Genomic DNA, 20,333 nt, shown 5'->3' on the forward strand with positions numbered 1-20,333 from the left:
GAGCTGACGTGGATGTCATCGACCAGGCCGCGGCGGGCCCGCCACGGGTTCCTTCCGAGCTGCCGTTGCCGCCCGAGGCGCCCGGGCCGCTGTCCCTCGTCGTCGGGGTCGGCGCCGGGCGGGGTGTGGCCGCCGGCGAGGTGACCGGTCTCATCGAGGCGGTCCTGTCCTCGGCGGGCCTCCTCCCGGACCGGATCGCCGAGTTGGCGACGGTCGAGGCCAAGGCGGCCGAGCCCGGGCTGCTCGCCGCGGCCGAGCGGCTCGGGGTGCCGCTGCGCGGATACCCGGCGGGGGCGCTCGCCGCCGTCGAGGTGCCGAGCCCGTCCGCGGCGGCGCTGGCCGCCGCGGGGACGGCCGGTGTCGCCGAGGCCGCCGCGCTGCTGGCCGCCGGTCCCGGCGGCGAACTGCTCGTCCCCAAGCGGAAGTCCGCGCCGCCCGGGAGCCCGGCGAGGGCTACCTGCGCCGTCGCGCGCCGTCCGGAGGGGGGCAAAGCCGGGCATGGCGGGCAGCGAAGACCTGCCGTCGCCCGCCCCGACGCAGGTCAGTAACGTCTCGGGGCGAAAGCGCCCCCACCCCCCCCACGTGACATCCCGCACCACCTGCACCAAGGAGACCTCGTGACGACCCCGCCCGCGCTGCTCATCGCAGGCATCGGCACTCGAGACGAAAGGCGCGCCGCCGCCTTTCACGGCTTCGTACGGGAGTTGGGAGCACGCCATCCGGACCTGCCCGTGGCGGGCGGCCTCACCGGGCCCGGCCCTCATGCGCTGTCCGATGCGGTGTCCCGGCTCGTCGCGGAGGGGGTGACCCGCTTCGGCGTCGTACCGCTGACCCTGATCCCGGTCGAGCATCCCCGAGACGGCATCGCGGCCGCGCTGGCCCAGGAGGCGGAGCGGCATGCCAACGCCTCGTTCACCTGCGGCCGCCCGCTGGGCCCGCACCCCGCGCTGCTGAGGGTGCTGGAGCGGCGTCTGGACGAGGCGCTGGGCGACGGTCCGCGGCTGCCCTCGGACCGGGCTGAGACCACCGTGCTCCTGGTGGGCGGCGGTTCGCCGCTTCCCGAGGCCAACGCCGAGGTGCACCGGGCCGCCCGGCTGCTGTGGGAGGGCCGTGGCTTCGCGGGCGTGGAAGTGGCCTTCGCCTCGCTCGCCGCCCCGGATGTGGCGTCCGGTCTGGACCGCTGTGTGCGGCTGGGGGCACGGCGGGTAGTGGTGCTGCCGTATTTCCTGTTCGCGGGCGACCTGCTGGAGCGGGTGCGGCAGCAGGCGGAGGGCTGGGCGCTCGCGTACCCGAGGGTCGACGTGGTCTCCGCGGATGTCATAGGCCCGGCCCGGGAGTTGGCGGACCTCGTCATGGAGCACTACGGGGCGGTGGTCGACGCCGGCGCGCGGGCGGGGCTCCCCGCAGAGGCCCGTGCGCTCGCCCATCCCGAGGCCCACGCCGATGTCCGGTGACGTGCCGGGCGACGTGCCCGGTGATGTGCCCGGTGATGTGCCCGGTGACGAGGCCGGTGACGAGGCCGTCATGGGGTTCGATCTGCGGCACCACGGGGACGCGGAGGTGCGCGGCGCCGACGCCGGGCTGACGGACCTCGCCGTCAATGTCCGGGCCGGTACGCCGCCGGGCTGGCTCAAGGCCCGTATCGCCGCGTCCCTGGACGGGCTCGCCGCCTATCCGGACGGGCGGGTGGCGCGCGAAGCGGTGGCCGCGCGCCATGGGCTGCCGGTCGGCCGGGTGCTGCTGACGGCGGGGGCCGCGGAGGCGTTCGTGCTGATCGCACGCGCCCTTCCGGCCCGCCGCCCGGTGGTGGTGCACCCCCAGTTCACCGAGCCGGAGGCCGCTTTGCGGGACGCCGGGCACGCGGTGGAGCGGGTGGTGCTGGAGGATCGGGACGGCTTCCGGCTGGCCCTGGAGGCGGTGCCGGACGATGCCGACCTGGTGGTGATCGGCAACCCCACCAACCCCACTTCCGTGCTGCACCCCGCCGCCACACTGACCGCTCTCGCCAGGCCGGGGCGGACGCTGGTGGTGGACGAGGCGTTCATGGACGCCGTCCCGGGTGAGCACGAGTCGCTGGCGGCCCGTACCGATGTGCCGGGGCTCGTGGTCCTGCGCAGCCTCACCAAGACATGGGGCCTGGCGGGGCTGCGCATCGGCTATGTGCTGGCCGAGCCGGACACGATCGTGGAGCTGGAGCGGGTTCAGCCCCTGTGGCCGGTCTCCGCCCCGGCCCTGGCGGCGGCGGAGGCGTGCTGCGCGCCCCCGGCCCTGGCCGAGGCCGCCCGCGCCGCCGACCGCACGGCCGCCGACCGGGCCTATCTGGCCGACCGGCTGGCCGAGTTCGGGCAACTGCGGGTCTGCGGCCCGGCGGCCGGACCCTTTGTGCTGATCCGCCTCCCGCACGCGGCGGCGGTGCGCAGCCGGCTGCGCGAGCTGGGCTTCGCCGTCCGCCGCGGCGACACCTTCCCGGGCCTGGGCCCGGACTGGCTGCGCCTCGCCGTCCGCGACCGTCTCACGACGGACCGGTTCGTCGTCGCCCTGGCCAAGGCCCTCGCCTAGACCGAGGACTGACCGGCCCGGGCCCGGCCCTGCGCCGTAGGCGGCGCGGGGCCGGGTCCCCGTCGTAGGGGGCGCCGGTCCGGGCCCCCGCCGTAGGGGGCGCCGGTCCGGGCCCCCGCCGTAGGGGGCGCCGGTCCGGGCCCCCGCCGTAGGCGGCCCGGGGCCGGGCCGCCGGGGGACAGCGGACGGATCAGGCGTCGCCGCCGGTGGCGCGCCGACGGCGGGCCAGGACGACGGCGCCGCCGCCCAGGGCGAGCAGCAGGGCGCCGCCGCCGATCAGGTACGGCGTGGCCGAGCTGCCACCGGTTTCGGCGAGGTGCTCCGGCTTGGGCTCCGGCGTCGTCTGCGGGCCCACGCTGGGCTCGGGGGTGGGCTTGGCCACGGCGGCGACCGGGGACTCGCAGGTTGCCTGGGCGAGGGTGACCTGGCCCTCGACCTCGGAGACGTTCAGCTTGAGCGGGTTGACGGAGACCTTGAGGTTCAGGGCCGTGGCCGCTGCGGTGCGGGAGGTGGTCGACGTCCGGGACAGATCGAGCCGTACCTGGCCGAGGGAGGGCACGTCGACCGTGGTGGTGCCGCTCGTCTTCAGGGTGACCCGCTTGCCGAGCACGGTCACGGGGCCGAGCAGGTTGGAGTCGGCGGTCGGCCGCTTTCCGGCGGCGCACACGGCCTTGGAGGTCACCTGCTGGACCTTGATGAGCGGCACGGAGACCAGCCCCGGGACGTTGACCTGGGCGTTGACGAGGTTGGAGTAGCCCTCGGCCCGCTTCTTGTCGACGGTGGCGCGGGCGGTGGCCACATCGGCGCGCAGCACATTGAACGGCCGGCCACCGTCGACACCGTCCAGGGTCGCGGTGAGCGCGGTCTTGCTGGCGGTCGCGGGCGCCTTCACATCGTTGAGCGCGACCGCGAGCGGCGCGTTGACCGTCTTGTTGAGCAGGGAGACATCGAGATCGGTGCGGAGCACGACCGCGCCCGCCTTACCGGTGGTCTTGCCGGTGTCGGCCTGCGCGGTCCCCGCGGGCAGCACGCCCAGGACGGAGACGGCGGCAGCGGCGGTGGCGGCCGCCAGGCGGCGGGCGGGCATGGCGAAGAAGGTGTTACGGGAATGGGACACGTGAGTTGACCCCCACTGGAGACATGGAGCCGCCGGCGCCTGCCGCGGGGGACTCCACGGGCACCGACGGCCTCGACCCCGCCATATTTGCGCACCGAGGGTAAACAGGCAGACACACGATGCCCGTTCATCCCAAAGGGTGCTGTTCGCCGCTGAGTTCGAACCCCCGGCACCCCCGGCACCCCCGGCACCCCCGGCACCCCCGGCCCTTCCAGCACCCCTCGCCACACCCGCCCCGCCCGCGTCGGCAGGCCACCCACGCGGGCGGACGCGTCAGGCGACCACCCGTCCCCGCAGCACCACCCGCCGCGGCGCCGTCAGCACCCGTACGTCGGCTCGCGGATCCGCCTCATACGCCACGAGGTCGGCGGACGCCCCCTCGGTGAGCCCCGGCCGCCCGAGCCAGGCGCGCGCTCCCCAGGTCGCCGCCGACACCGCGTCCCGTACCGGGATGCCCGCCTTGACCAGTTCGGCGACCTCCTGGCCGACCAGCCCATGGGCGAGTGAGCCGCCCGCGTCGGTGCCGGTGAAGACGGGGATGCCCGCCTCGTAGGCGGCGCGCACCGTGTCGTACCGGCGGGCGTGCAGCCGCCGCATGTGGTCCGCCCAGCGCGGGAACTTCGTCTCGCCGCCCTTGGCCAGCCGGGGGAAGGTGGCGATGTTGACCAGGGTGGGGACGATGGCGACGCCTCGCTCCGCGAACAGCGGGATGGTCTCCTCGGTCAGCCCGGTCGCGTGCTCGATGCAGTCGATTCCCGCCTCCACCAGCGGCGCGAGCGTCTCCTCGGCGAAGCAGTGCGCCGTGACGCGCGCGCCGAGCCGGTGTGCCTCGGCGATGGCCGCCTCGACCGCGCCGCGCGGCCAGCAGGCCGCCAGATCGCCGGTCTCCCGGTCGATCCAGTCGCCGACGAGCTTGACCCAGCCGTCGCCGCGCCGCGCCTCGGCCGCGACGTAGGCGACCAGGTCCTCCGGCTCGATCTCATGCGCGTAGTTGCGGATGTAGCGCTTGGTGCGGGCGATGTGGCGGCCCGCCCGGATGATGCGGGGCAGATCCTCGCGGTCGTCGATCCATCGGGTGTCGGCGGGCGATCCGGCGTCCCGCAGCAGCAGCGCCCCGGCGTCGCGATCGGTCAGCGCCTGCTTCTCGCTCGTCGACTCGTCGACGGCGCCGTGGTGGTCGAGGCCGACGTGGCAGTGGGCGTCGACGAGTCCGGGCAGCACCCACCCCTCGATGAGCCGGATGTCCCGGGCCCCGGCCGGCCGCTTGAAGGTGATCTTTCCGTCGACCACCCACAGCTCGTCCCGGACACCCTCGGCAGCGTCCTCGGCGTCCGGCCCGACCAGGATCCGGCCCTTGATGTGCAGCACCGCGTCATCCCTCATGAAACGCACTGTACGAGACCGGCTACCAGGACGTTGCTCGCTGAGGGGTACGGAGAGAGGGGGTCGCGGGACGGGGCTGAGCGGCACACTCCGACCGCTTTCCCACCACCGTCGGCCCAAACCATCTCGCACCGGCACCGGACGCAGAGTAACCTCGCCATCACCGCCGGCAACCACCTGACCTCGCTGACGGTGGAGTTGCGGCCGGCGGATTCCCCGAGTTCCCGGTGCGCGATTGAATTCGGAACAGCTCCGAGCGACCCGAAGAGAAATTCTGGGCGCTTTCCCTTACACTACTTCTTGACTCTTCTGCCCGCTTCTATGATTCCTAAACATAAAATTTTTTCGAGCTTTGCGGGGCTCAATTCGACCCCGTCACGAGCGGGTTACGCACATGTGACCGACCCCACACGCAGATCGATTCGTCCCCTTAACTCCCCCGCAAACCAGTGCTTTTGGGCGATCGACCGGGTTCGCGCGCGCTCCCGCGTGATACCACATGCACCCCCTACCGCGTAACCCCTCCCCGCGATGCATTTTCTGATCCTGCTGGGTAAATTGAATTTGCATGACCGCCGCACAAGCAGACCTAGCCCGTAGAGAATTGGATTTGCCGGAGGGGCTCAGCCTCGACACACCGCGCGTCGAGGACGGAGCCGCGATCTGGCGAATCGCCCGCGACTCCAAGGCCCTGGACCTCAACTCCTCCTACAGCTACCTCCTGTGGTGCCGTGACTTCGCTGCCACCTCCGTGGTGGCGCGCGACGCCGCAGGGGAGCCGGTCGGCTTCGTCACCGGCTACATCCGCCCCGAGCGCCCCGAGACCCTCGTCGTCTGGCAGGTCGCCGTCGACGACGCATGGCGCGGCCGCGGACTGGCCGCCGGCCTGCTGGACGGGCTGACCGCGCGTGTCGCCGCCGAGAAGGGTGTCAGCGGCATCGAGACCACCATCACCCCGGACAACACCGCCTCGAACCGGCTCTTCACCTCGTTCGCCGAACGGCACGGAGCAGCCGTCGAGCGTGAGGTGCTCTTCCACGGCGGTCTGTTCCCCGACGGCGGGCACGAGCCCGAGGTGCTCTACCGCATCGGGCCCCTCGCGGACCTCCCCTGACGAACACCCTCCGTCATCACCCCCTTCACCCTCACCCCCTCGCCCTCACCCCCCTCGCACTCATCTCCCAGGAGAATGCTGTGACCATCACCCCGCCCGCCCTGAGCGTCTTCGAGGCCCTGGAGTCGGAGGTGCGCAGCTACTGCCGTGGCTGGCCCGCTGTCTTCGACCGTGCGCAGGGCAGCCACATGTACGACGAGGACGGCCACACCTACCTCGACTTCTTCGCCGGCGCCGGGTCGCTGAACTACGGCCACAACAACCCGGTCCTGAAACGGGCGCTGATCGACTACATCGAGCGCGACGGCGTCACGCACGGCCTGGACATGTCGACCACTGCCAAGCGCGCGTTCCTGGAGTCCTTCCAGAACAACATCCTGCGCCCGCGTGACCTGCCCTACAAGGTCATGTTCCCGGGCCCGACGGGCACCAACGCCGTCGAGTCCGCGCTGAAACTGGCCCGTAAGGTCAAGGGCCGCGAGGCCATCGTCTCCTTCACCAACGCTTTCCACGGCATGTCGCTGGGGTCGCTGGCCGTCACCGGCAACGCCTTCAAGCGCGCCGGCGCCGGCATCCCGCTGGTCCACGGCACCCCGATGCCGTTCGACAACTACTTCGACGGCACGGTCCCGGACTTCCTGTGGTTCGAGCGGCTGCTGGAGGACCAGGGCTCGGGCCTCAACAAACCCGCCGCCGTGATCGTCGAGACGGTCCAGGGCGAGGGCGGCATCAACGTCGCACGCCCCGAGTGGCTGCGCGCCCTGGCCGACCTGTGCGAGCGCCAGGACATGCTGCTGATCGTCGACGACATCCAGATGGGCTGCGGCCGCACCGGCGCCTTCTTCTCCTTCGAGGAGGCGGGCATCACCCCGGACATCGTGACCGTCTCCAAGTCCATCAGCGGCTACGGGCTGCCGATGTCCCTGTGCCTGTTCAAGGCCGAGCTGGACATCTGGGAGCCGGGTGAGCACAACGGCACCTTCCGCGGCAACAACCCCGCCTTCGTCACCGCCGCCGCGACCCTGGACACCTACTGGGCCGACGGCCAGATGGAGAAGCAGACCCTGGCCCGCGGCGAGCAGGTCGAGCAGGCGCTGAAGGCCATCTGCGAGGAGCACGGCCCCGGCGCCGAGTTCCGGGGCCGCGGCCTGGTCTGGGGTCTGCAGTTCGAGGACACCGACCGCGCCACGGCCGTGTGCCGCCGCGCCTTCGAGCTCGGTCTGCTCGTGGAGACCTCCGGCCCGGAGAGCGAGGTCGTCAAGCTGCTGCCCGCGCTGACCATCTCCCCCGAAGACCTGGACGAGGGTCTGCGGACCCTCGCCCGCGCGGTCCGCGAGACCGCTTGACGCTCAGTTACAGCACAGAAGAGAAAGGCAGCAACTCACCGTGATCGTCCGATCCTTCAAGGACATCGAGGGCACCGAACGGCATATCAAGGCCAAGACCGGGACGTGGGAGAGCAAGCGCATCGTCCTCGCCCGGGAGAAGGTGGGCTTCTCGCTGCACGAGACCATCCTCTACGCGGGCACCGAGACGTCGATGTGGTACGCCAACCACATCGAGGCGGTGCTGTGCGTGGAGGGTGAGGCCGAGCTCACCAACGACGAAACCGGTGAGAAGCACTGGATCACGCCCGGCACCATGTATCTGCTGGACGGGCACGAGAAGCACACGATGCGCCCCAAGACGGATTTCCGGTGCGTCTGTGTCTTCAACCCGCCGATCACCGGACGGGAGGACCATGATGAGAACGGGGTATACCCGCTGATCACCGAGGACGAGGAGGTCTGATCCGATGACCACGGTCACTGACCTGTACCCGACCCGTGGCGCCGTGGAGGTGGCCACCCCGCGCGTGGACCCCGTGGTGTGGTCCGAGCCGGGCGCCCCGGGGCCCATGCAGCCGTCCGAGCTGAGCGACTTCGATCGCGACGGCTTCCTGGCGATCGACCAGCTGATCACCCCGGACGAGGTCGCGGTCTACCGCGCCGAGCTGGACCGGCTGGTCAACGACCCGGACGTGCGTGCCGACGAGCGCTCGATCATCGAGCCGAAGTCGAGGGACGTACGGTCGGTGTTCGAGGTGCACCGGATCAGCGAGGTCTTCGCGAACCTGGTCCGCGACCCGCGCGTGGTGGGCCGTGCGCGCCAGATCCTGGGCTCGGACGTCTATGTCCACCAGAGCCGGATCAACGTCAAGCCGGGTTTCGGTGCCTCGGGCTTCTACTGGCACTCGGACTTCGAGACCTGGCACGCCGAGGACGGTCTGCCCAACATGCGGACCGTGTCGGTCTCGATCGCCCTGACCGAGAACCTCGACACCAACGGCGGGCTGATGATCATGCCGGGCTCGCACCGCACCTTCCTCGGCTGTGCGGGCGAGACGCCGAAGGACAACTACAAGAAGTCGCTGCAGATGCAGGACGCGGGCATCCCGTCCGACGAGGCGCTCACCGGGTTCGCGGACAAGCACGGCATCAAGCTGTTCACCGGCAAGGCCGGGTCGGCCACCTGGTTCGACTGCAACGCCATGCACGGGTCCGGCGACAACATCACGCCGTACTCGCGCAGCAACGTCTTCATCGTGTTCAACAGCGTGGAGAACACGGCGGTGGAGCCCTTCGCGGCACCAATCCGCCGGCCGGAGTTCATCGGAGCGCGGGACTTCACCCCCGTGCGGTGACAGCCGCACGGATGTGGCGTCCATGACCTGAGGGAAGCCGGGTGTCCCGGCTTCCCTCAGGTTTTTGCGTACGTCTACCCCTCAGGGCCTCGCGTACGTCCACCCCTCAGGGCCTCGCGTACGTCCGTCTAGTCCGCCAGCGCCGCCAGCAGCCGGTCCACCTCGGCCGCGGTGTTGTAAAGGTGGAAGGAGGCGCGCAGGTTTCCGGCGCGCGCCGATACGAAGACGTCCACCTCCGCCAGCCGGGACGCGGCCTCGCCCAGGCCCGGTACGGAGACGATCGCCGAGCCCGGGGCGTCGATGGCCCGGTGGCCGAGCCGCGCGACCCCGGCCCGGAAGCGGTCGGCGAGCGCGCGGTCGTGGGCGGCGATGGCCTCGAGGCCCAGCTCCTCGATCAGCGCGAGGGAGTGCCTGGCCGCGACGTACGAGTACAGGCTGGGGCTCTCGTCGAAGCGGCGGGCGGAGTGGGCGAGTTCGGCCACCGGTCCGTAGCAGCTGTCCCAGGGCTTCTCGCCCGCGACCCAGCCCGCGAAGACGGGCGTGAGCCCCCCGAGGTCCTCGGGCACGGTCAGGAAGGCGACACCGCGCGTGCACAGCAGCCACTTGAAGCCCACGCAGACGGTGTAGTCGGCCTCGGCCGCGCTCACCGGAAGCCAGCCGGCAGCCTGGCTGTAGTCCACGAGAGTCCGGGCGCCGTGGGCCCGGGCGGCCGCCCGGAGGGCGTCGAGATCGGCGATCCGGCCGTCGGCCGACTGGACCGCGCTCACGGCGACCAGCGCCGTACCGGGCCGTACCGCCTCGGCGATCTCCTCCAGCGGCACGGTGCGCAGCTTGAGGTCGCGGCGGACGGCGAAGGGGTTGACCAGGGAGCTGAAGTCGCCCTCGGCCGCGAGCACTTCGGCGCCGGGAGGCAGTGCGGCAGCGATCATTCCGGCGTACACGGCGACGGAGGCGCCCGCCGCGACCTGCCGCGCCGGTACGCCGACGAGCCGGGCGTAGGCGGCCCGGGCCTCCTCGACCGCCTCGAAGGCCTGGTCGATGAAGCGCCCTCCGGCAGCGGCGTCATCAAGGGCCGCTTTCACGGCGGCCACGGAGCGTGCGGGGATCAGACCGCTGGACGCGGTGTTGAGATAGGTCGTCTGTGGCGCGAACTCCGCGCCCGCGAGGCTCTCCATGCCCATCCACTATGGGACGCGGTCGCCACCGCGTCCATTGCGTATATCTGACGCGCACCCACAAGGGAACCTTATGCGTCCCCGCTGACCTGCGATGATTCCCACCCCGGGCGCGTAGTGCCGGTAAAGACCTCAGCCGATTGGCCCGCCGTTCGGCAAGCTGGCGTGGCTGCTGCTCGTCCCGCACATCGACCGGCGTTCGATATGCTGAACATTGTCCCGGATGGTGAATTCCGCTCGGGACTCCATGGCGGGTCGAACAGAGGGGTCAAGGCATGTCAGCTGCCGAGACAGGTGGGGCCCAGGTCAAATCGGCGGTCCGCACGGTCGAATTGCTGGAGTTCTTCGCCGGACGGCCCGGGATGCACAGCCTTGCCGCCGTACAGGAGGCCGTGGGTTACCCCAAGTCGAGCCTCTACATGCTGCTGCGCACCCTGGTGGAGCTCGGCTGGGTGGAGACGGACGCGACCGGCACCCGCTACGGCATCGGCGTACGCGCGCTGCTCGTCGGCACCTCGTACATCGACGGCGACGAGGTCGTGGCCGTCGCCCGGCCGACCCTGGACCGGCTCTCGGACGACACCACGGAGACCATCCACCTCGCCCGCCTCGACGGGACCAACGTGGTCTATCTCGCCACCCGTCAGTCCCAGCACTATCTGCGCCCCTTCACCCGCGTCGGCCGCCGGCTGCCCGCCCACTCCACCTCGCTGGGCAAGGCCCTGCTGGCCACCTACTCCGACGAGCAGGTGCGCAAGCTGCTGCCGGAGACGCTCAGCCGGTTGACCGAGCACACCATCACCGACCGCGAGAAGCTGATCGAGGAGCTGCACGTCATCCGCGAGCAGGGGTACGCGGTGGACCGCGAGGAGAACACGCTGGGGCTGCGCTGCTTCGGCATCGCCATCCCCTACCGCACCCCGGCCCGGGACGCCATCAGCTGCTCGGTGCCGGTGGCCCGGCTCACGCCCACCCATGAGCAGATGATCAAGGACGCCCTGTTCGACGCCCGCGACCGGCTCACCCTGGCGACACGGCGCCTGTGACCTTCGGGCCGCATCCGCCGCACGGCGGAGGCGGATCGTCGGGCGGGGCGAGTCGAGGCGCGCACCGCGCCGCGAGGCTGGGGTGCATGACACAGGCGCTCCTAGAGCAGATGGTGGATGAACCACAGCACCGAAGGCTGGTGTGCATGACACAGGCGCTCCCCTCCACCACGCCGCCGCCCGCTCCGCCCTCCCCGGTAAGCCCGCACGCCGCGACCGCGACCGCCCCGACCGCGTCCGCCGAGGCGCTGGCCGCCAGGCACTCCGAAAACACCTGCGGGGCGCACCGCGACGGGGCGGCCCGTACGCTGCGCGACCGGCTCTCCGAGCGGGAGGCGGACGTGCTGCGGCTGATGACCGCCGGGCTGTCCAACGCCGAGATCGCGGACCGGCTGACGGTGGCTCCGGCCACGGTCAAGACGCATGTGGCGGCGGTGCTCGCCAAGCTCGGCGTCCGGGACCGCACCCGGGCGGTGATCGCGGCCTACGAATACGGCTTTGTCTCCCCGGGCTGACATCCGCCCGCCGGGGTATCCACTGTGACGGGCCGAACGGGTCGGACGGTTCGAGCGAGAGGGACGGACACATGGAGTACACGCGGCTGGGCGGATCGGGCCTCAAGGTGTCGCGGATCTGCCTGGGAATGATGAGCTACGGCAGCCCTGAGCACCGCCCATGGCAGCTGGACATCGACGCGGCACGGCCGATCGTGCGGCGGGCGGCCGAGAGCGGGGTGACTTTCTTCGACACGGCCGACATGTACTCGGTGGGCCGGAGCGAGGAGGTCACCGGAGAGCTGCTGCGGGAGCTCTTTCCGAGCCGCGACGACTATGTCCTGGCCACGAAGGTCTACCACCCCATGGGCCAGGGCCCCAACGACCGCGGTCTGTCCCGTAAGCACATCATGGCGGGCATCGACGCCTCGCTGCGGCGGCTGGGCACCGACCATGTGGATCTGTACCAGATCCACCGCTGGGACCCGGAGACGCCGATCGAGGAGACCATGGAGGCGCTGCACGATGTGGTGCGGGCGGGCAAGGCCCGGTACATCGGCGCGTCCTCCATGTTCGCCTGGCAGTTCGCCAAGGCCCAGCACACGGCCGAAGCGCGGGGCTGGACCCGGTTCGTGTCGATGCAGAACCACTACAACCTGCTCTACCGGGAGGAGGAGCGGGAGATGAACCCGCTCTGCCTCGACCAGGGCGTGGGGGTCATCCCCTGGAGCCCGCTGGCGCGCGGGCTGCTCGCGGGCACCCGCGACCGGGACCGCACCGGGCCGACGATCCGCGCGAGCAACGACCCGCTGGTCGAGAAGTGGTACGCCGACGCCGAGTTCGCCATCGTGGACGAGACCCGGGCGGTCGCCGCGGAGCGCGGGGTGTCCCCGGCGCGGATCGCCCTCGCCTGGCTGCTGTCCCAGCCCGCGGTGACCGCGCCGATCGTGGGAGCCACGAAGATCGGCCACCTGGAGGACGCGGTCGCCGCGGTCGGGACGACCCTCGACGAGTCGGAGGTGGCCCGGCTGGAGGCCCCGTACCGCCCGCGCCCCATCATGGGTCACCGCTGACGGAATCCGCGTCAAGCCGGCTGACCCGCTGACGGAATCCGCGTCAAGCCGGCTGACCCGCTGACGGAATCCGGGTCAGTCCATGGTCGAGCCGAGGGCGGTGCCGTCCATGACCACGAGGAAGCTGGTGACCGGCAGCGAGCCGTCCTGCCGCCGGGAGCCGAGGGCCGTCGTGGGGTCCTTGGTGACCAGGGGCGGGGTGGCCGGGCCGCCGCGGGTCCAGTTGTCGCCGTGGGAGACGGCGAAGCGCCCCAGAGCGGCGCCGCGACGGCCGTTGGAGACGGCGAGGCTGTCCTGGAGCAGGGCGTGGGAACCCGAGAAGGAATAGCCCTCGTGGCGGTTGGCGAAGGCGGTGGTGCGCTGGAGCCGGATGGATCCGGTATTGCCGCCGGAGTCGAAGCCGTGCTTGCTGTTGTGCCAGGCGGCGGAGGACCGTACGAGATGGGCGGGCGAGGGGGCCGAGGGGCGGTCGGCGCCGAGCTGGAAGCCGCTGCCGTCGCCCTTGAAGTCGCGGATGCCCCAGCGGTTGACGCCATTTCCGTAGGCCCAGGAGTGCTCGATGGTGACGGGGCTCGCCCACATCCACACATCGAGGCCGTCGTCGCTGTTGTTGAAGAACCGGGAGCCGGTGATCACATTGCCGCTGCCGGAGCCATGGGTGATGGCTATGCCGTCGGCTCTCCGGCCGCCGGTGACATCGTCGTGATTGCCGTGGGAGTCCAGATTCTTGATGAGGTTGTCGCTGGTGTTGGCGCCGCGCAGGGTGAGGCCGGTGTCCCCGTTGCCGTGGGTGTTGAGGTTCTGGAAGACGTCTCTCGCGCACGAGGTGCAGACCAGGCCGCCGCCCGGGGCGTTGCGCAGCTCGATGCCGGAGACCGTCCAGTAGTCCGCGCTGAGCGAGACCAGGGAGGAGCCGGTGCGGAGCCGGGAGCCGTCGACTCTGACCTTCTCCGCCTCGTACGGCCGCAGTTCGACCCGCTCGCGCGGGGTGCCGTCGACGGAGCTGCGCAGCGTTCTGGACGGGTAGTACGTACCGCCGCGCACCTCGATGGTGGTGCCCGCCTTGGCGACCGAGAAGGCCTTTTCGAGGGTCCGGTACGGAGAGTCCAGAGTGCCCGAATCGCTGTCGTCGCCACGGGTGGCCACATACACGGTGGTGGGCACCGCGCTCGCACCCTGCGGGGACGCCGTCAGATACACCCCGGCCACGGCCGACGCCACAATGACCGCACTGCCGAGCGGCAGCGTGCGGTCCTTGCGCCGGCGGTGGCGGCCCCGCTTACGCCTCACCCTCATGGCAACTCCTGTTCTGCGTCGGGAGAACGGGCCGGGGGATCCAGGACCGGCCCGCTCCTTGCCGTAGTTGCCGCCAGTCCAGAGTAGGGTGCCGCGCTCCCGAGGATTCTTAGATTACGAAATTGGGATCGCCTCGCCATAGCTTCTGCCAACTCTTGATCATTTTGTGGCCGTTGAGGTTTGGGTGCGGCCGGTACGGGCACCTCGCTACGAGGCCCGCGCATAGGTCATGATCGAGACGCTCTCACCGATGAGGGTGTCGGTGAGCCTGAAGCGACGGGCCCCGAACTCGCCGCCGAACAACGGTATTCCGGAGCCGATAGCCACCGGGTTGACCTTCAGCACCAGTTCGTCGATCTCCGCTTCGAGGGTCCGCGCGAGCCGCGCCCCGCCGCAGAGGTAGATGTCCTTCCCCTCCTCCCGCTTGAGCTCGCGGACCCGGCCGACCGGATCCTCGCTGATGAGCGTGACCGCCGGATCGGGGCTGCCGCTCATGGTCCGCGAGACCACGTACTGCCGCAGCCGGGGGTACTGGTCGGTCAGCCCGACCCGGGCGCCGATCTCATAGGTGGACCGGCCCGAGATGACGGTGTCGAACCGTACGTTCGCCACCTCGGGGCCGACGCCGAACGCCTGCAGGCCGGGCGCCGGAAGGGTTTCCGGGAAGTGCTTGACGATGAGGTCCCGGTAGTCGTCGCCCAGCTGGAAGAAGTCGAACGAGCCGTCGGGTCCGGCGATGAAGCCGTCCAGGGTGACCGCCACGAAGTACACGAGCTTGCGCAAGCGATGCTCCTTCGTTCTCGTGTGTTCTCGAGTAATCACTCCGATTGGAGTACTTGGAACGTAGTACTCTGACCGTAGTGGTTGCAAGTGGCTTTTCTTCTGGAGGACGGATGACCCGCAATCCGGACCGGCGCGCGGCCCTGATCGACGCCGCCATCGAGGTACTGGCCCGGGAGGGCGCACGAGGGCTGACCTACCGCGCGGTGGACACCGAGGCAGGGGTGCCCGCCGGCACGACATCGAACTACTTCGCCAACCGGGACGACCTGCTCACCCAGGTCGCCCCTCGAGTCATGGAGCGGCTGACTCCCGACCCCGGCGCACTCGCCGGCACCATGAAGGCGCCCCGGACGCGGGCGCTGGAGGCCGAGCTGCTCCGGGGCACGATGGACCGCGTCTCACAGGACCGCAGCGGCTATCTGGCCCTGCTGGAGCTGCGCTTGGAGGCGACACGGCGGCCGGGCGTACGGACAGAGCTCACCAAGACCATGAGCGCGACGCTGGCGGACAACATCCGTTTCCATCTGGACGCGGGGCTTCCGGGCGACGAGACGACGGTCGTACTGCTCTATCTCGCGATGACCGGGCTGGTCATCGAACAGCTCACGCTGCCGGAGGCGTTGGCGCCGTTCACGGCGGACGGGTTGATCGAGGCGTTGGTGGCCCGAGCGCTTCCCGATGGCTGAACGGGGCCCGGCCGGGGGCGCGCACGACCCCGACCCAGCCCCCTCAGGGCCGGTAGACCTTGCCCGGCTCCGCCGTGGCCGGGGCCAGCAGCCGCGACACCGTCACCACCGTGTAGCCCCGCTTCTTCAGCTCGGCCAGAATCCCCGGCACCGCCGGCACCGTCCCGCGATAGATGTCGTGCAGCAGGATGATCCCGTCACGGTCCGTCTGCTCCAGCACTCGCTTCTTGATCAGCGCCGAGTCCGTCGTCCGGTAGTCCTTCGCCGTCACACTCCACAGCACCTGGGCGAGCCCCAGCTCTTTGCTGATCTTCGAGACCCGCTCATCCGTACGCCCCTGCGGCGGCCGCATCAGCAGCGGTTTGCGGCCGGTGAGCTTCTCGACGGCGTCCTGGACGCGGGAGAGCTGGGAGCGGACCTCGTCGGAGTCGGTCTTGGTGAGAATCTTGTGCGACCAGGTGTGATTGGCGAGCTCATGACCCTCGTCCGCGATGCGGCGCACCAGATCCGGGTGTTTCTCGATGTGGTTCTTGCCGAGCATGAAGAAGGTCGCGTGGACGTGCTCGCGTTTCAGGATGTCCAGCAGCCGGGGCGTGTTCTCGCTGGGGCCCGCGTCGAAGGTGAGGGCGACGCACTTGGCCTTGGCACAGTCAACCGTCCCGGCGCCCGCCCCGCCCTCCGATGTGTCCAGCGACACGTGCTTCGCGTCCGCCGTCGCGTGCTCTCTGGCGCTGCGGGGCGAGGTGGTGTCGTACTGGGCGCCGCAGCCGCTGAGGCCGAGCGTCAGAGATATGGCCGCCAGCAGCCCGGATATTCGTCCTATTCGCCCCATGAAAACCCCCGTTGACACGTTGTTCCCCATGTCCACCCCCGTGCCATGAACAAGTAAAACAGCGTGCAAATAGCAGCACATGCACGCTGTACTGGTCTCTATGCCGTCAACAGAAGCACAAATCCGTAAAGTTGACGGCATCGCGAGCACTATACATGGCACGTATACATCCGATGCATAGTCAGGTGACGGCGGACGGACGCGGCCCGGGGGCCATGGAGCCGTGAGCTGGGTGCCTGGGTGCGGGTGCCGGGGGCGGGGCCGGTGGGACGGGGTCCGGGGCGGCAACTCGGTGGGGTCTGCACCGAGTCCCGCATAGCCGACGCTGCGGCTCTCGCAGAAGCTGAGCGGCGGATCCCTCGACGGAGAGGCACCCTTGACGGTCCGTTTCGTCAGTCCTTTACCGTGATCAGGAATGTGATTCGCGTACATGAATAAAACCCGTACGGAGGAGATCCGCCCATGCCCGCTCCCCGCACCGTCCTCCTCACCGGCGCCGCCGGCGGCATGGGCACGATGATGCGTGAGCTTCTTCCCGGGTACGGCTACGCGTTGCGTCTGCTCGACATGGATCCCATCGAGGGCGAGCCGGACGCGATCACGGCGGACCTGGCCGACAAGGACGCGCTGCGCGAGGCCGTACGGGGCGTCGACGCGATCATCCATCTCGCGGGCATCTCACTGGAGGCCCCGTTCGAGGAGATCCTGCGGGCCAATGTCGAGGGCACGTACAACCTGTACGAGGCGGCGCGCGAGGCGGGGGTCGGGCGTATCGTCCTCGCCTCCAGCAACCACGCCGTGGGCTTCACGCCGCGCCCCGTCGGCGACGATCCGCTGATCCCCATTGACGTTCCGCGTCGCCCCGATACGTTCTATGGGCTGTCGAAGTCGTTCGGCGAGGACCTGGGCTCGTACTACTGGGACAAGCACGGCATCGAGACGGTGGCCATCCGTATCGGCTCCTGCTTCCCCGAGCCGAGGTCGGTGCGGATGCTGTCCATCTGGTTGAGTCCTGCCGATGGCGCCCGACTGCTGCACGCCGCCCTTACGGCAGAGGGTGTGGGGTACCGCGTCGTGTACGGCAGCTCGGCCAACACCCGCCTGTGGTGGGACCTTTCATCCGCTCGCGCGCTCGGGTACGAGCCGCAGGACGACTCCGAGCCGTACGCGGCGAGGCTGATCGCCGAACAGGGCGAGTTGGAGCCGGGGAGCGCCGACTACGAGTACCTGGGTGGCGGGTTCTGTACCGATCCGCCGATGTGGCGGCGCTGACGCCTCAGGGGCCGGCTGATGACCGTATGGGCACCGTTGACGGGGGCGAGGTGGCTTTGAGCATTGGGGCCGGGGGGTGGGGGCGCGGCGCCGCCACCAGCGGCCGGGTCGGCGGAATTTTGATTTTGCGGTGGGTTTGGGCCACTGAACGCCATGGCGTGGGCGTTAGGGCGACCAAACCCGCCGCTCCCGAGGAAGGTCACCTGCTGGAGGCGGCTCGCGTCACTGCTCGCGTCACTGCTCGCGTCACTGCTCGCGTCACTGCGTCAGGAGTTCCAGGACGGCGCGCGGCCGGGGAAGATCCTCCTGCCCGACGTACCGCCGTACGCGGCGGGCGCCGCTTCGCGGGAAGGCTGTCCGTCCACAGCGGAGGACCAAAAGGCAAAGGCAAGGAGATCCCACTCCTTGCCACTCTTAACTTATAGCGCACCGGGGGGCTTGCGGCAAGGCCCGGGTTGTACCGCAGAATCGGCGGCCGAAAGCCAGAACCTGCGGAACAGGGAGCCCGAAGTGCGCGTGTTGTTGACGACGTGGGGATCGCGCGGAGATGTCGAACCGCTGGCGGGACTGGCGGTGGGGTTGCGGGAACTCGGCGCGCAGGTGCGGGTGTGCGCGCCGCCGGACGAGGAGTTCGCGGCGCTGCTGGCGCGTGTCGGCGTGCCGCTGGTGCCGCTCGGCCCGACGGTGCGCTCGGTGGTCGCCGGAACGAAGCCGCCGACGGCGGAAGACGCGTTCCGGCTCGCTCCCGAGCTGGTCGCCGCGCGGTTCGACACGCTCACCGCGGCGGCCGAGGGATGTGACGCGCTGCTGGCAACCGGCCTGATGCCGGCCGGCGCACGGGACGTGGCCGAGAAACTGGGCATTCGCTACGTGTTCGCGTGCTTCCACATCTTCGGACTGCCGTCGCGGCACTTCTCTCCTGGGGTGCGGCCGGGCAAGCAATCCCCGCAGGACGAGACCGACAACCGGGTGCTGTGGGAGCAGGACGCCCAGAGGGTGAACGCGCTGTACGGCGAGGCGCTCAACAGCCATCGGGCGCCGATCGGCCTGCCACCGGTGGACAACGTCCGCGACTACGTCTTCACCGACCAGCCGTGGCTGGCGGCAGACGCGACGCTGTGTCCGTCGCAGGGCATGACGGACCTCGACATCGTGCAGACCGGGGCGTGGGTCCTGCCCGACGACCGTCCGCTCCCGGAAGGGCTGGAGGCGTTCCTGGACGCGAGCGCACCACCGGTGTACGTGGGCTTCGGAAGCATGGCCGCGCACGCCCCGAAGGACATCGCCCGGGTGGCCATTGAAGCGAGCCGCGCGCATGGCCGCCGTGTACTCCTTGCCCGCGGCTGGGCCGACCTGGCCCCGATCGACGACGTCGATGACTGCTTCGTCGTCGGCGAGGTCAACCAGCAGGCACTGTTCCGCCGCGTCGCCGCCGTCGTGCACCACGGCGGCGCGGGCACCACGACGACAGCGGCCCGGGCAGGCGCGCCTCAGGTGGTGGTCCCCCAGATCGCGGACCAGCCGTACTGGGCCGCCCGAGTGGCCGAGCTGGGCATCGGCTCGGCTCACGACGGCCGGACGCCGACCTTCGACTCCCTGTCCGCCGCGCTGACAACGGCCCTGACGCCCGAGACCCGCGCACGAGCGAGGGCCGTGGCCGGCACAATCCGCACCGACGGGGCGAGCGTGGCCGCGAAACTGCTACTGGACGCAGTCAGCCAGGAAAGGCCGCCCGTGTCCGCGTGAACCACGCGGAATCGTCGAGTCAGGCACCGACGGGACAGCACCGGCTTCCGGGATGGCAGCCGGCGTCCTGAACGTGGCCCACGGTGAACCGCTGCACGTCCATCACGAGCAGGGCGGTGTTGTTCACGTGCCGAGCCTTTCGCGTCGCAGTCCAGCCTGGCGGGGTTGGGCGGGCCAGGCTGGACTATTGGGTGAGGCGTGCGCTCAGTCGTTCGCGGCGAACCCTACGAACGCGGCCCACTCGTCCGACGTGAAGGTGAGGATCGGGCCGGTGGTGTCCTTGCTGTCCCGTACGTGGACGGTGTCGGGGCAGGCGGCGATTTCGACGCAATCGCCGCCCTGGGCGCCGCTGTAGCTGCTCTTACACCAGTCCATGGCCACCTCGACACACTGGCCGCCTTCAGCGCCGCTGTAGCTGCTCTTACGCCAGTCCAAGGCGACCTCGACGCAATCGCCGCCCTCGCCGCCGCTGTAGCTGCTCGTGAACCACACCAACTGGCCTATGCCCTTGCTCATAGCTCCCACAGCAACTTCTCAATGACGGGTCCAGCCAAGGTGAGCCCAAAAGCCGCCACGGGATGATCTTGGACGCTGAAGGCTCGGCATAGCCTGAGGTAGAGCCGTCATACGCGCTGGTAGAGCGCATTTTGTGACGGGTGTCCGTCACGCTCGCTGCCTGGCGCGATGGGCTGTGCGTCGGCGCCACGCTCGTGATCGACAGCCTGGGAGCAGTAAATCAGGTCGCTGCGCCGCGTGGCTCCCGCGAAGGTGATGTGGCCGCACTCAGGGCAGGTCAGCAACCGGACCATGCCCTCGTCGCCAATCCACTCTGCCTCGCCGAGCATCAGCCCGAGCTCGAAGGCATGGTCGGCGCGATTGCGGTCCCGGTACGCCTGGGCCCGGCATACGTCGTCGCAGTACCAGCGCCGCGCCGAGGCGCCCCTAGGCAGCCGGGCCCGCACGAGTCGCAGAAGCGGATGCGGGCCACGCCTCGTCGACCGCCGCGGCGTCGTGGTCATTTATGAGAGTCCGTCATCAAGGCTGCGACGAGCTACCGCGATTTCGCCCCTGGGG

Annotated in this window: 20 protein-coding genes and 1 pseudogene; 13 read left to right on the plus strand and 8 right to left on the minus strand. The window is 70.3% G+C overall.

The genetic code is table 11. From position 1 onward, the window contains the following. The first annotated feature begins 8 nt into the window (after window positions 1–8). From ABZU99_RS11510 to cobC, 3 genes are all read left to right on the plus strand, one after another. On the plus strand, window positions 9–548 hold the full coding sequence (locus ABZU99_RS11510) for a cobalamin biosynthesis protein (protein ID WP_356047419.1): 540 nt from the start codon (window positions 9–11) through the stop codon (window positions 546–548). Window positions 549–617: 69 nt separating this feature from the next. Further along, window positions 618–1,454, plus strand: coding sequence for a sirohydrochlorin chelatase (locus ABZU99_RS11515; protein WP_355952274.1), 837 nt, complete (start codon window positions 618–620; stop codon window positions 1,452–1,454). Window positions 1,455–1,524: 70 nt separating this feature from the next. Beyond that, entirely contained in the window at window positions 1,525–2,559 is a 1,035-nt protein-coding gene (cobC, locus tag ABZU99_RS11520; protein ID WP_355952419.1) for an Rv2231c family pyridoxal phosphate-dependent protein CobC, read from the plus strand. Window positions 2,560–2,749: 190 nt separating this feature from the next. Here cobC and ABZU99_RS11525 read toward each other — a convergent pair whose 3' ends face one another. Both ABZU99_RS11525 and ABZU99_RS11530 read right to left on the minus strand, forming a co-directional pair. After that, a complete protein-coding gene (locus ABZU99_RS11525) occupies window positions 2,750–3,646 on the minus strand; it encodes an SCO1860 family LAETG-anchored protein (protein ID WP_356047491.1) in 897 nt (298 codons plus the stop codon). A gap of 303 nt (window positions 3,647–3,949) precedes the next feature. Further along, window positions 3,950–5,059 (minus strand): amidohydrolase family protein, encoded by a 1,110-nt coding sequence (locus tag ABZU99_RS11530; protein ID WP_355952271.1) that lies wholly within the window; start codon window positions 5,057–5,059, stop codon window positions 3,950–3,952. 568 nt (window positions 5,060–5,627) lie between these two features. On the opposite strand from ABZU99_RS11530, the gene ectA reads away from it, so the two are divergent. The 4 genes from ectA to thpD all read left to right on the plus strand — a co-directional run bounded on the left by ectA (window position 5,628) and on the right by thpD (window position 8,856). Then, complete coding sequence (gene ectA / locus ABZU99_RS11535) at window positions 5,628–6,173, plus strand: diaminobutyrate acetyltransferase (protein WP_355952269.1); 546 nt, start codon at window positions 5,628–5,630, stop codon at window positions 6,171–6,173. Window positions 6,174–6,253: 80 nt separating this feature from the next. Then, window positions 6,254–7,519 carry a diaminobutyrate--2-oxoglutarate transaminase gene (ectB, locus tag ABZU99_RS11540; protein ID WP_355952267.1) on the plus strand — a complete coding sequence of 422 codons (1,266 nt, stop codon included), beginning with the start codon at window positions 6,254–6,256 and terminating at the stop codon, window positions 7,517–7,519. A gap of 40 nt (window positions 7,520–7,559) precedes the next feature. Beyond that, the gene (locus ABZU99_RS11545; protein WP_355952264.1) at window positions 7,560–7,964 is read left to right on the plus strand and encodes an ectoine synthase; all 405 of its coding nucleotides are present in this window, start codon (window positions 7,560–7,562) and stop codon (window positions 7,962–7,964) included. Between the two features lie 4 nt (window positions 7,965–7,968). After that, entirely contained in the window at window positions 7,969–8,856 is an 888-nt protein-coding gene (thpD, locus tag ABZU99_RS11550; protein ID WP_356047416.1) for an ectoine hydroxylase, read from the plus strand. A gap of 128 nt (window positions 8,857–8,984) precedes the next feature. Here thpD and ABZU99_RS11555 read toward each other — a convergent pair whose 3' ends face one another. Then, window positions 8,985–10,031, minus strand: coding sequence for an aminotransferase class V-fold PLP-dependent enzyme (locus ABZU99_RS11555; protein ID WP_356047414.1), 1,047 nt, complete (start codon window positions 10,029–10,031; stop codon window positions 8,985–8,987). Window positions 10,032–10,306: 275 nt separating this feature from the next. Between ABZU99_RS11555 and ABZU99_RS11560 the strand changes: the two genes are divergently transcribed. The 3 genes and pseudogenes from ABZU99_RS11560 to ABZU99_RS11570 all read left to right on the plus strand — a co-directional run bounded on the left by ABZU99_RS11560 (window position 10,307) and on the right by ABZU99_RS11570 (window position 12,644). Then, the gene (locus ABZU99_RS11560) at window positions 10,307–11,077 is read left to right on the plus strand and encodes an IclR family transcriptional regulator (RefSeq protein ID WP_356047412.1); all 771 of its coding nucleotides are present in this window, start codon (window positions 10,307–10,309) and stop codon (window positions 11,075–11,077) included. A gap of 308 nt (window positions 11,078–11,385) precedes the next feature. After that, window positions 11,386–11,592, plus strand: a pseudogene (locus tag ABZU99_RS11565) (LuxR C-terminal-related transcriptional regulator); the annotation flags it as partial. A gap of 71 nt (window positions 11,593–11,663) precedes the next feature. After that, window positions 11,664–12,644, plus strand: coding sequence for an aldo/keto reductase (locus ABZU99_RS11570; protein WP_356047410.1), 981 nt, complete (start codon window positions 11,664–11,666; stop codon window positions 12,642–12,644). A gap of 75 nt (window positions 12,645–12,719) precedes the next feature. Here the strand turns inward: ABZU99_RS11570 and ABZU99_RS11575 are convergent, their stop codons facing one another. Beyond that, entirely contained in the window at window positions 12,720–13,940 is a 1,221-nt protein-coding gene (locus ABZU99_RS11575) for a right-handed parallel beta-helix repeat-containing protein (RefSeq protein WP_355939792.1), read from the minus strand. Window positions 13,941–14,147: 207 nt separating this feature from the next. Next, window positions 14,148–14,723 (minus strand): dihydrofolate reductase family protein, encoded by a 576-nt coding sequence (locus ABZU99_RS11580; RefSeq protein WP_355939789.1) that lies wholly within the window; start codon window positions 14,721–14,723, stop codon window positions 14,148–14,150. Between the two features lie 110 nt (window positions 14,724–14,833). Here ABZU99_RS11580 and ABZU99_RS11585 point away from each other — a divergent pair, with 110 nt between their 5' ends. Next, window positions 14,834–15,409 (plus strand): TetR family transcriptional regulator, encoded by a 576-nt coding sequence (locus ABZU99_RS11585; protein ID WP_356047407.1) that lies wholly within the window; start codon window positions 14,834–14,836, stop codon window positions 15,407–15,409. A gap of 43 nt (window positions 15,410–15,452) precedes the next feature. Here the strand turns inward: ABZU99_RS11585 and ABZU99_RS11590 are convergent, their stop codons facing one another. Next, window positions 15,453–16,241 carry a polysaccharide deacetylase family protein gene (locus ABZU99_RS11590; RefSeq protein WP_355939783.1) on the minus strand — a complete coding sequence of 263 codons (789 nt, stop codon included), beginning with the start codon at window positions 16,239–16,241 and terminating at the stop codon, window positions 15,453–15,455. Between the two features lie 462 nt (window positions 16,242–16,703). On the opposite strand from ABZU99_RS11590, the gene ABZU99_RS11595 reads away from it, so the two are divergent. Together ABZU99_RS11595 and ABZU99_RS11600 are read left to right on the plus strand one after the other, a co-directional pair. Next, a complete protein-coding gene (locus tag ABZU99_RS11595) occupies window positions 16,704–17,513 on the plus strand; it encodes an NAD(P)-dependent oxidoreductase (RefSeq protein ID WP_356047405.1) in 810 nt (269 codons plus the stop codon). A 510-nt stretch (window positions 17,514–18,023) separates the two neighbouring features. After that, entirely contained in the window at window positions 18,024–19,259 is a 1,236-nt protein-coding gene (locus ABZU99_RS11600; RefSeq protein ID WP_355939777.1) for a glycosyltransferase, read from the plus strand. A gap of 204 nt (window positions 19,260–19,463) precedes the next feature. Here the strand turns inward: ABZU99_RS11600 and ABZU99_RS11605 are convergent, their stop codons facing one another. Continuing rightward, window positions 19,464–19,775, minus strand: a complete 312-nt coding sequence (locus ABZU99_RS11605; RefSeq protein ID WP_355939774.1) for a DUF397 domain-containing protein — start codon at window positions 19,773–19,775, stop codon at window positions 19,464–19,466. Window positions 19,776–19,882: 107 nt separating this feature from the next. Continuing rightward, entirely contained in the window at window positions 19,883–20,278 is a 396-nt protein-coding gene (locus ABZU99_RS11610; protein ID WP_355939771.1) for a hypothetical protein, read from the minus strand. Window positions 20,279–20,333: the final 55 nt, after the last annotated feature.

The organism is Streptomyces sp. NPDC005266, from assembly GCF_040607655.1.
GTDB lineage: Bacteria > Actinomycetota > Actinomycetes > Streptomycetales > Streptomycetaceae > Streptomyces.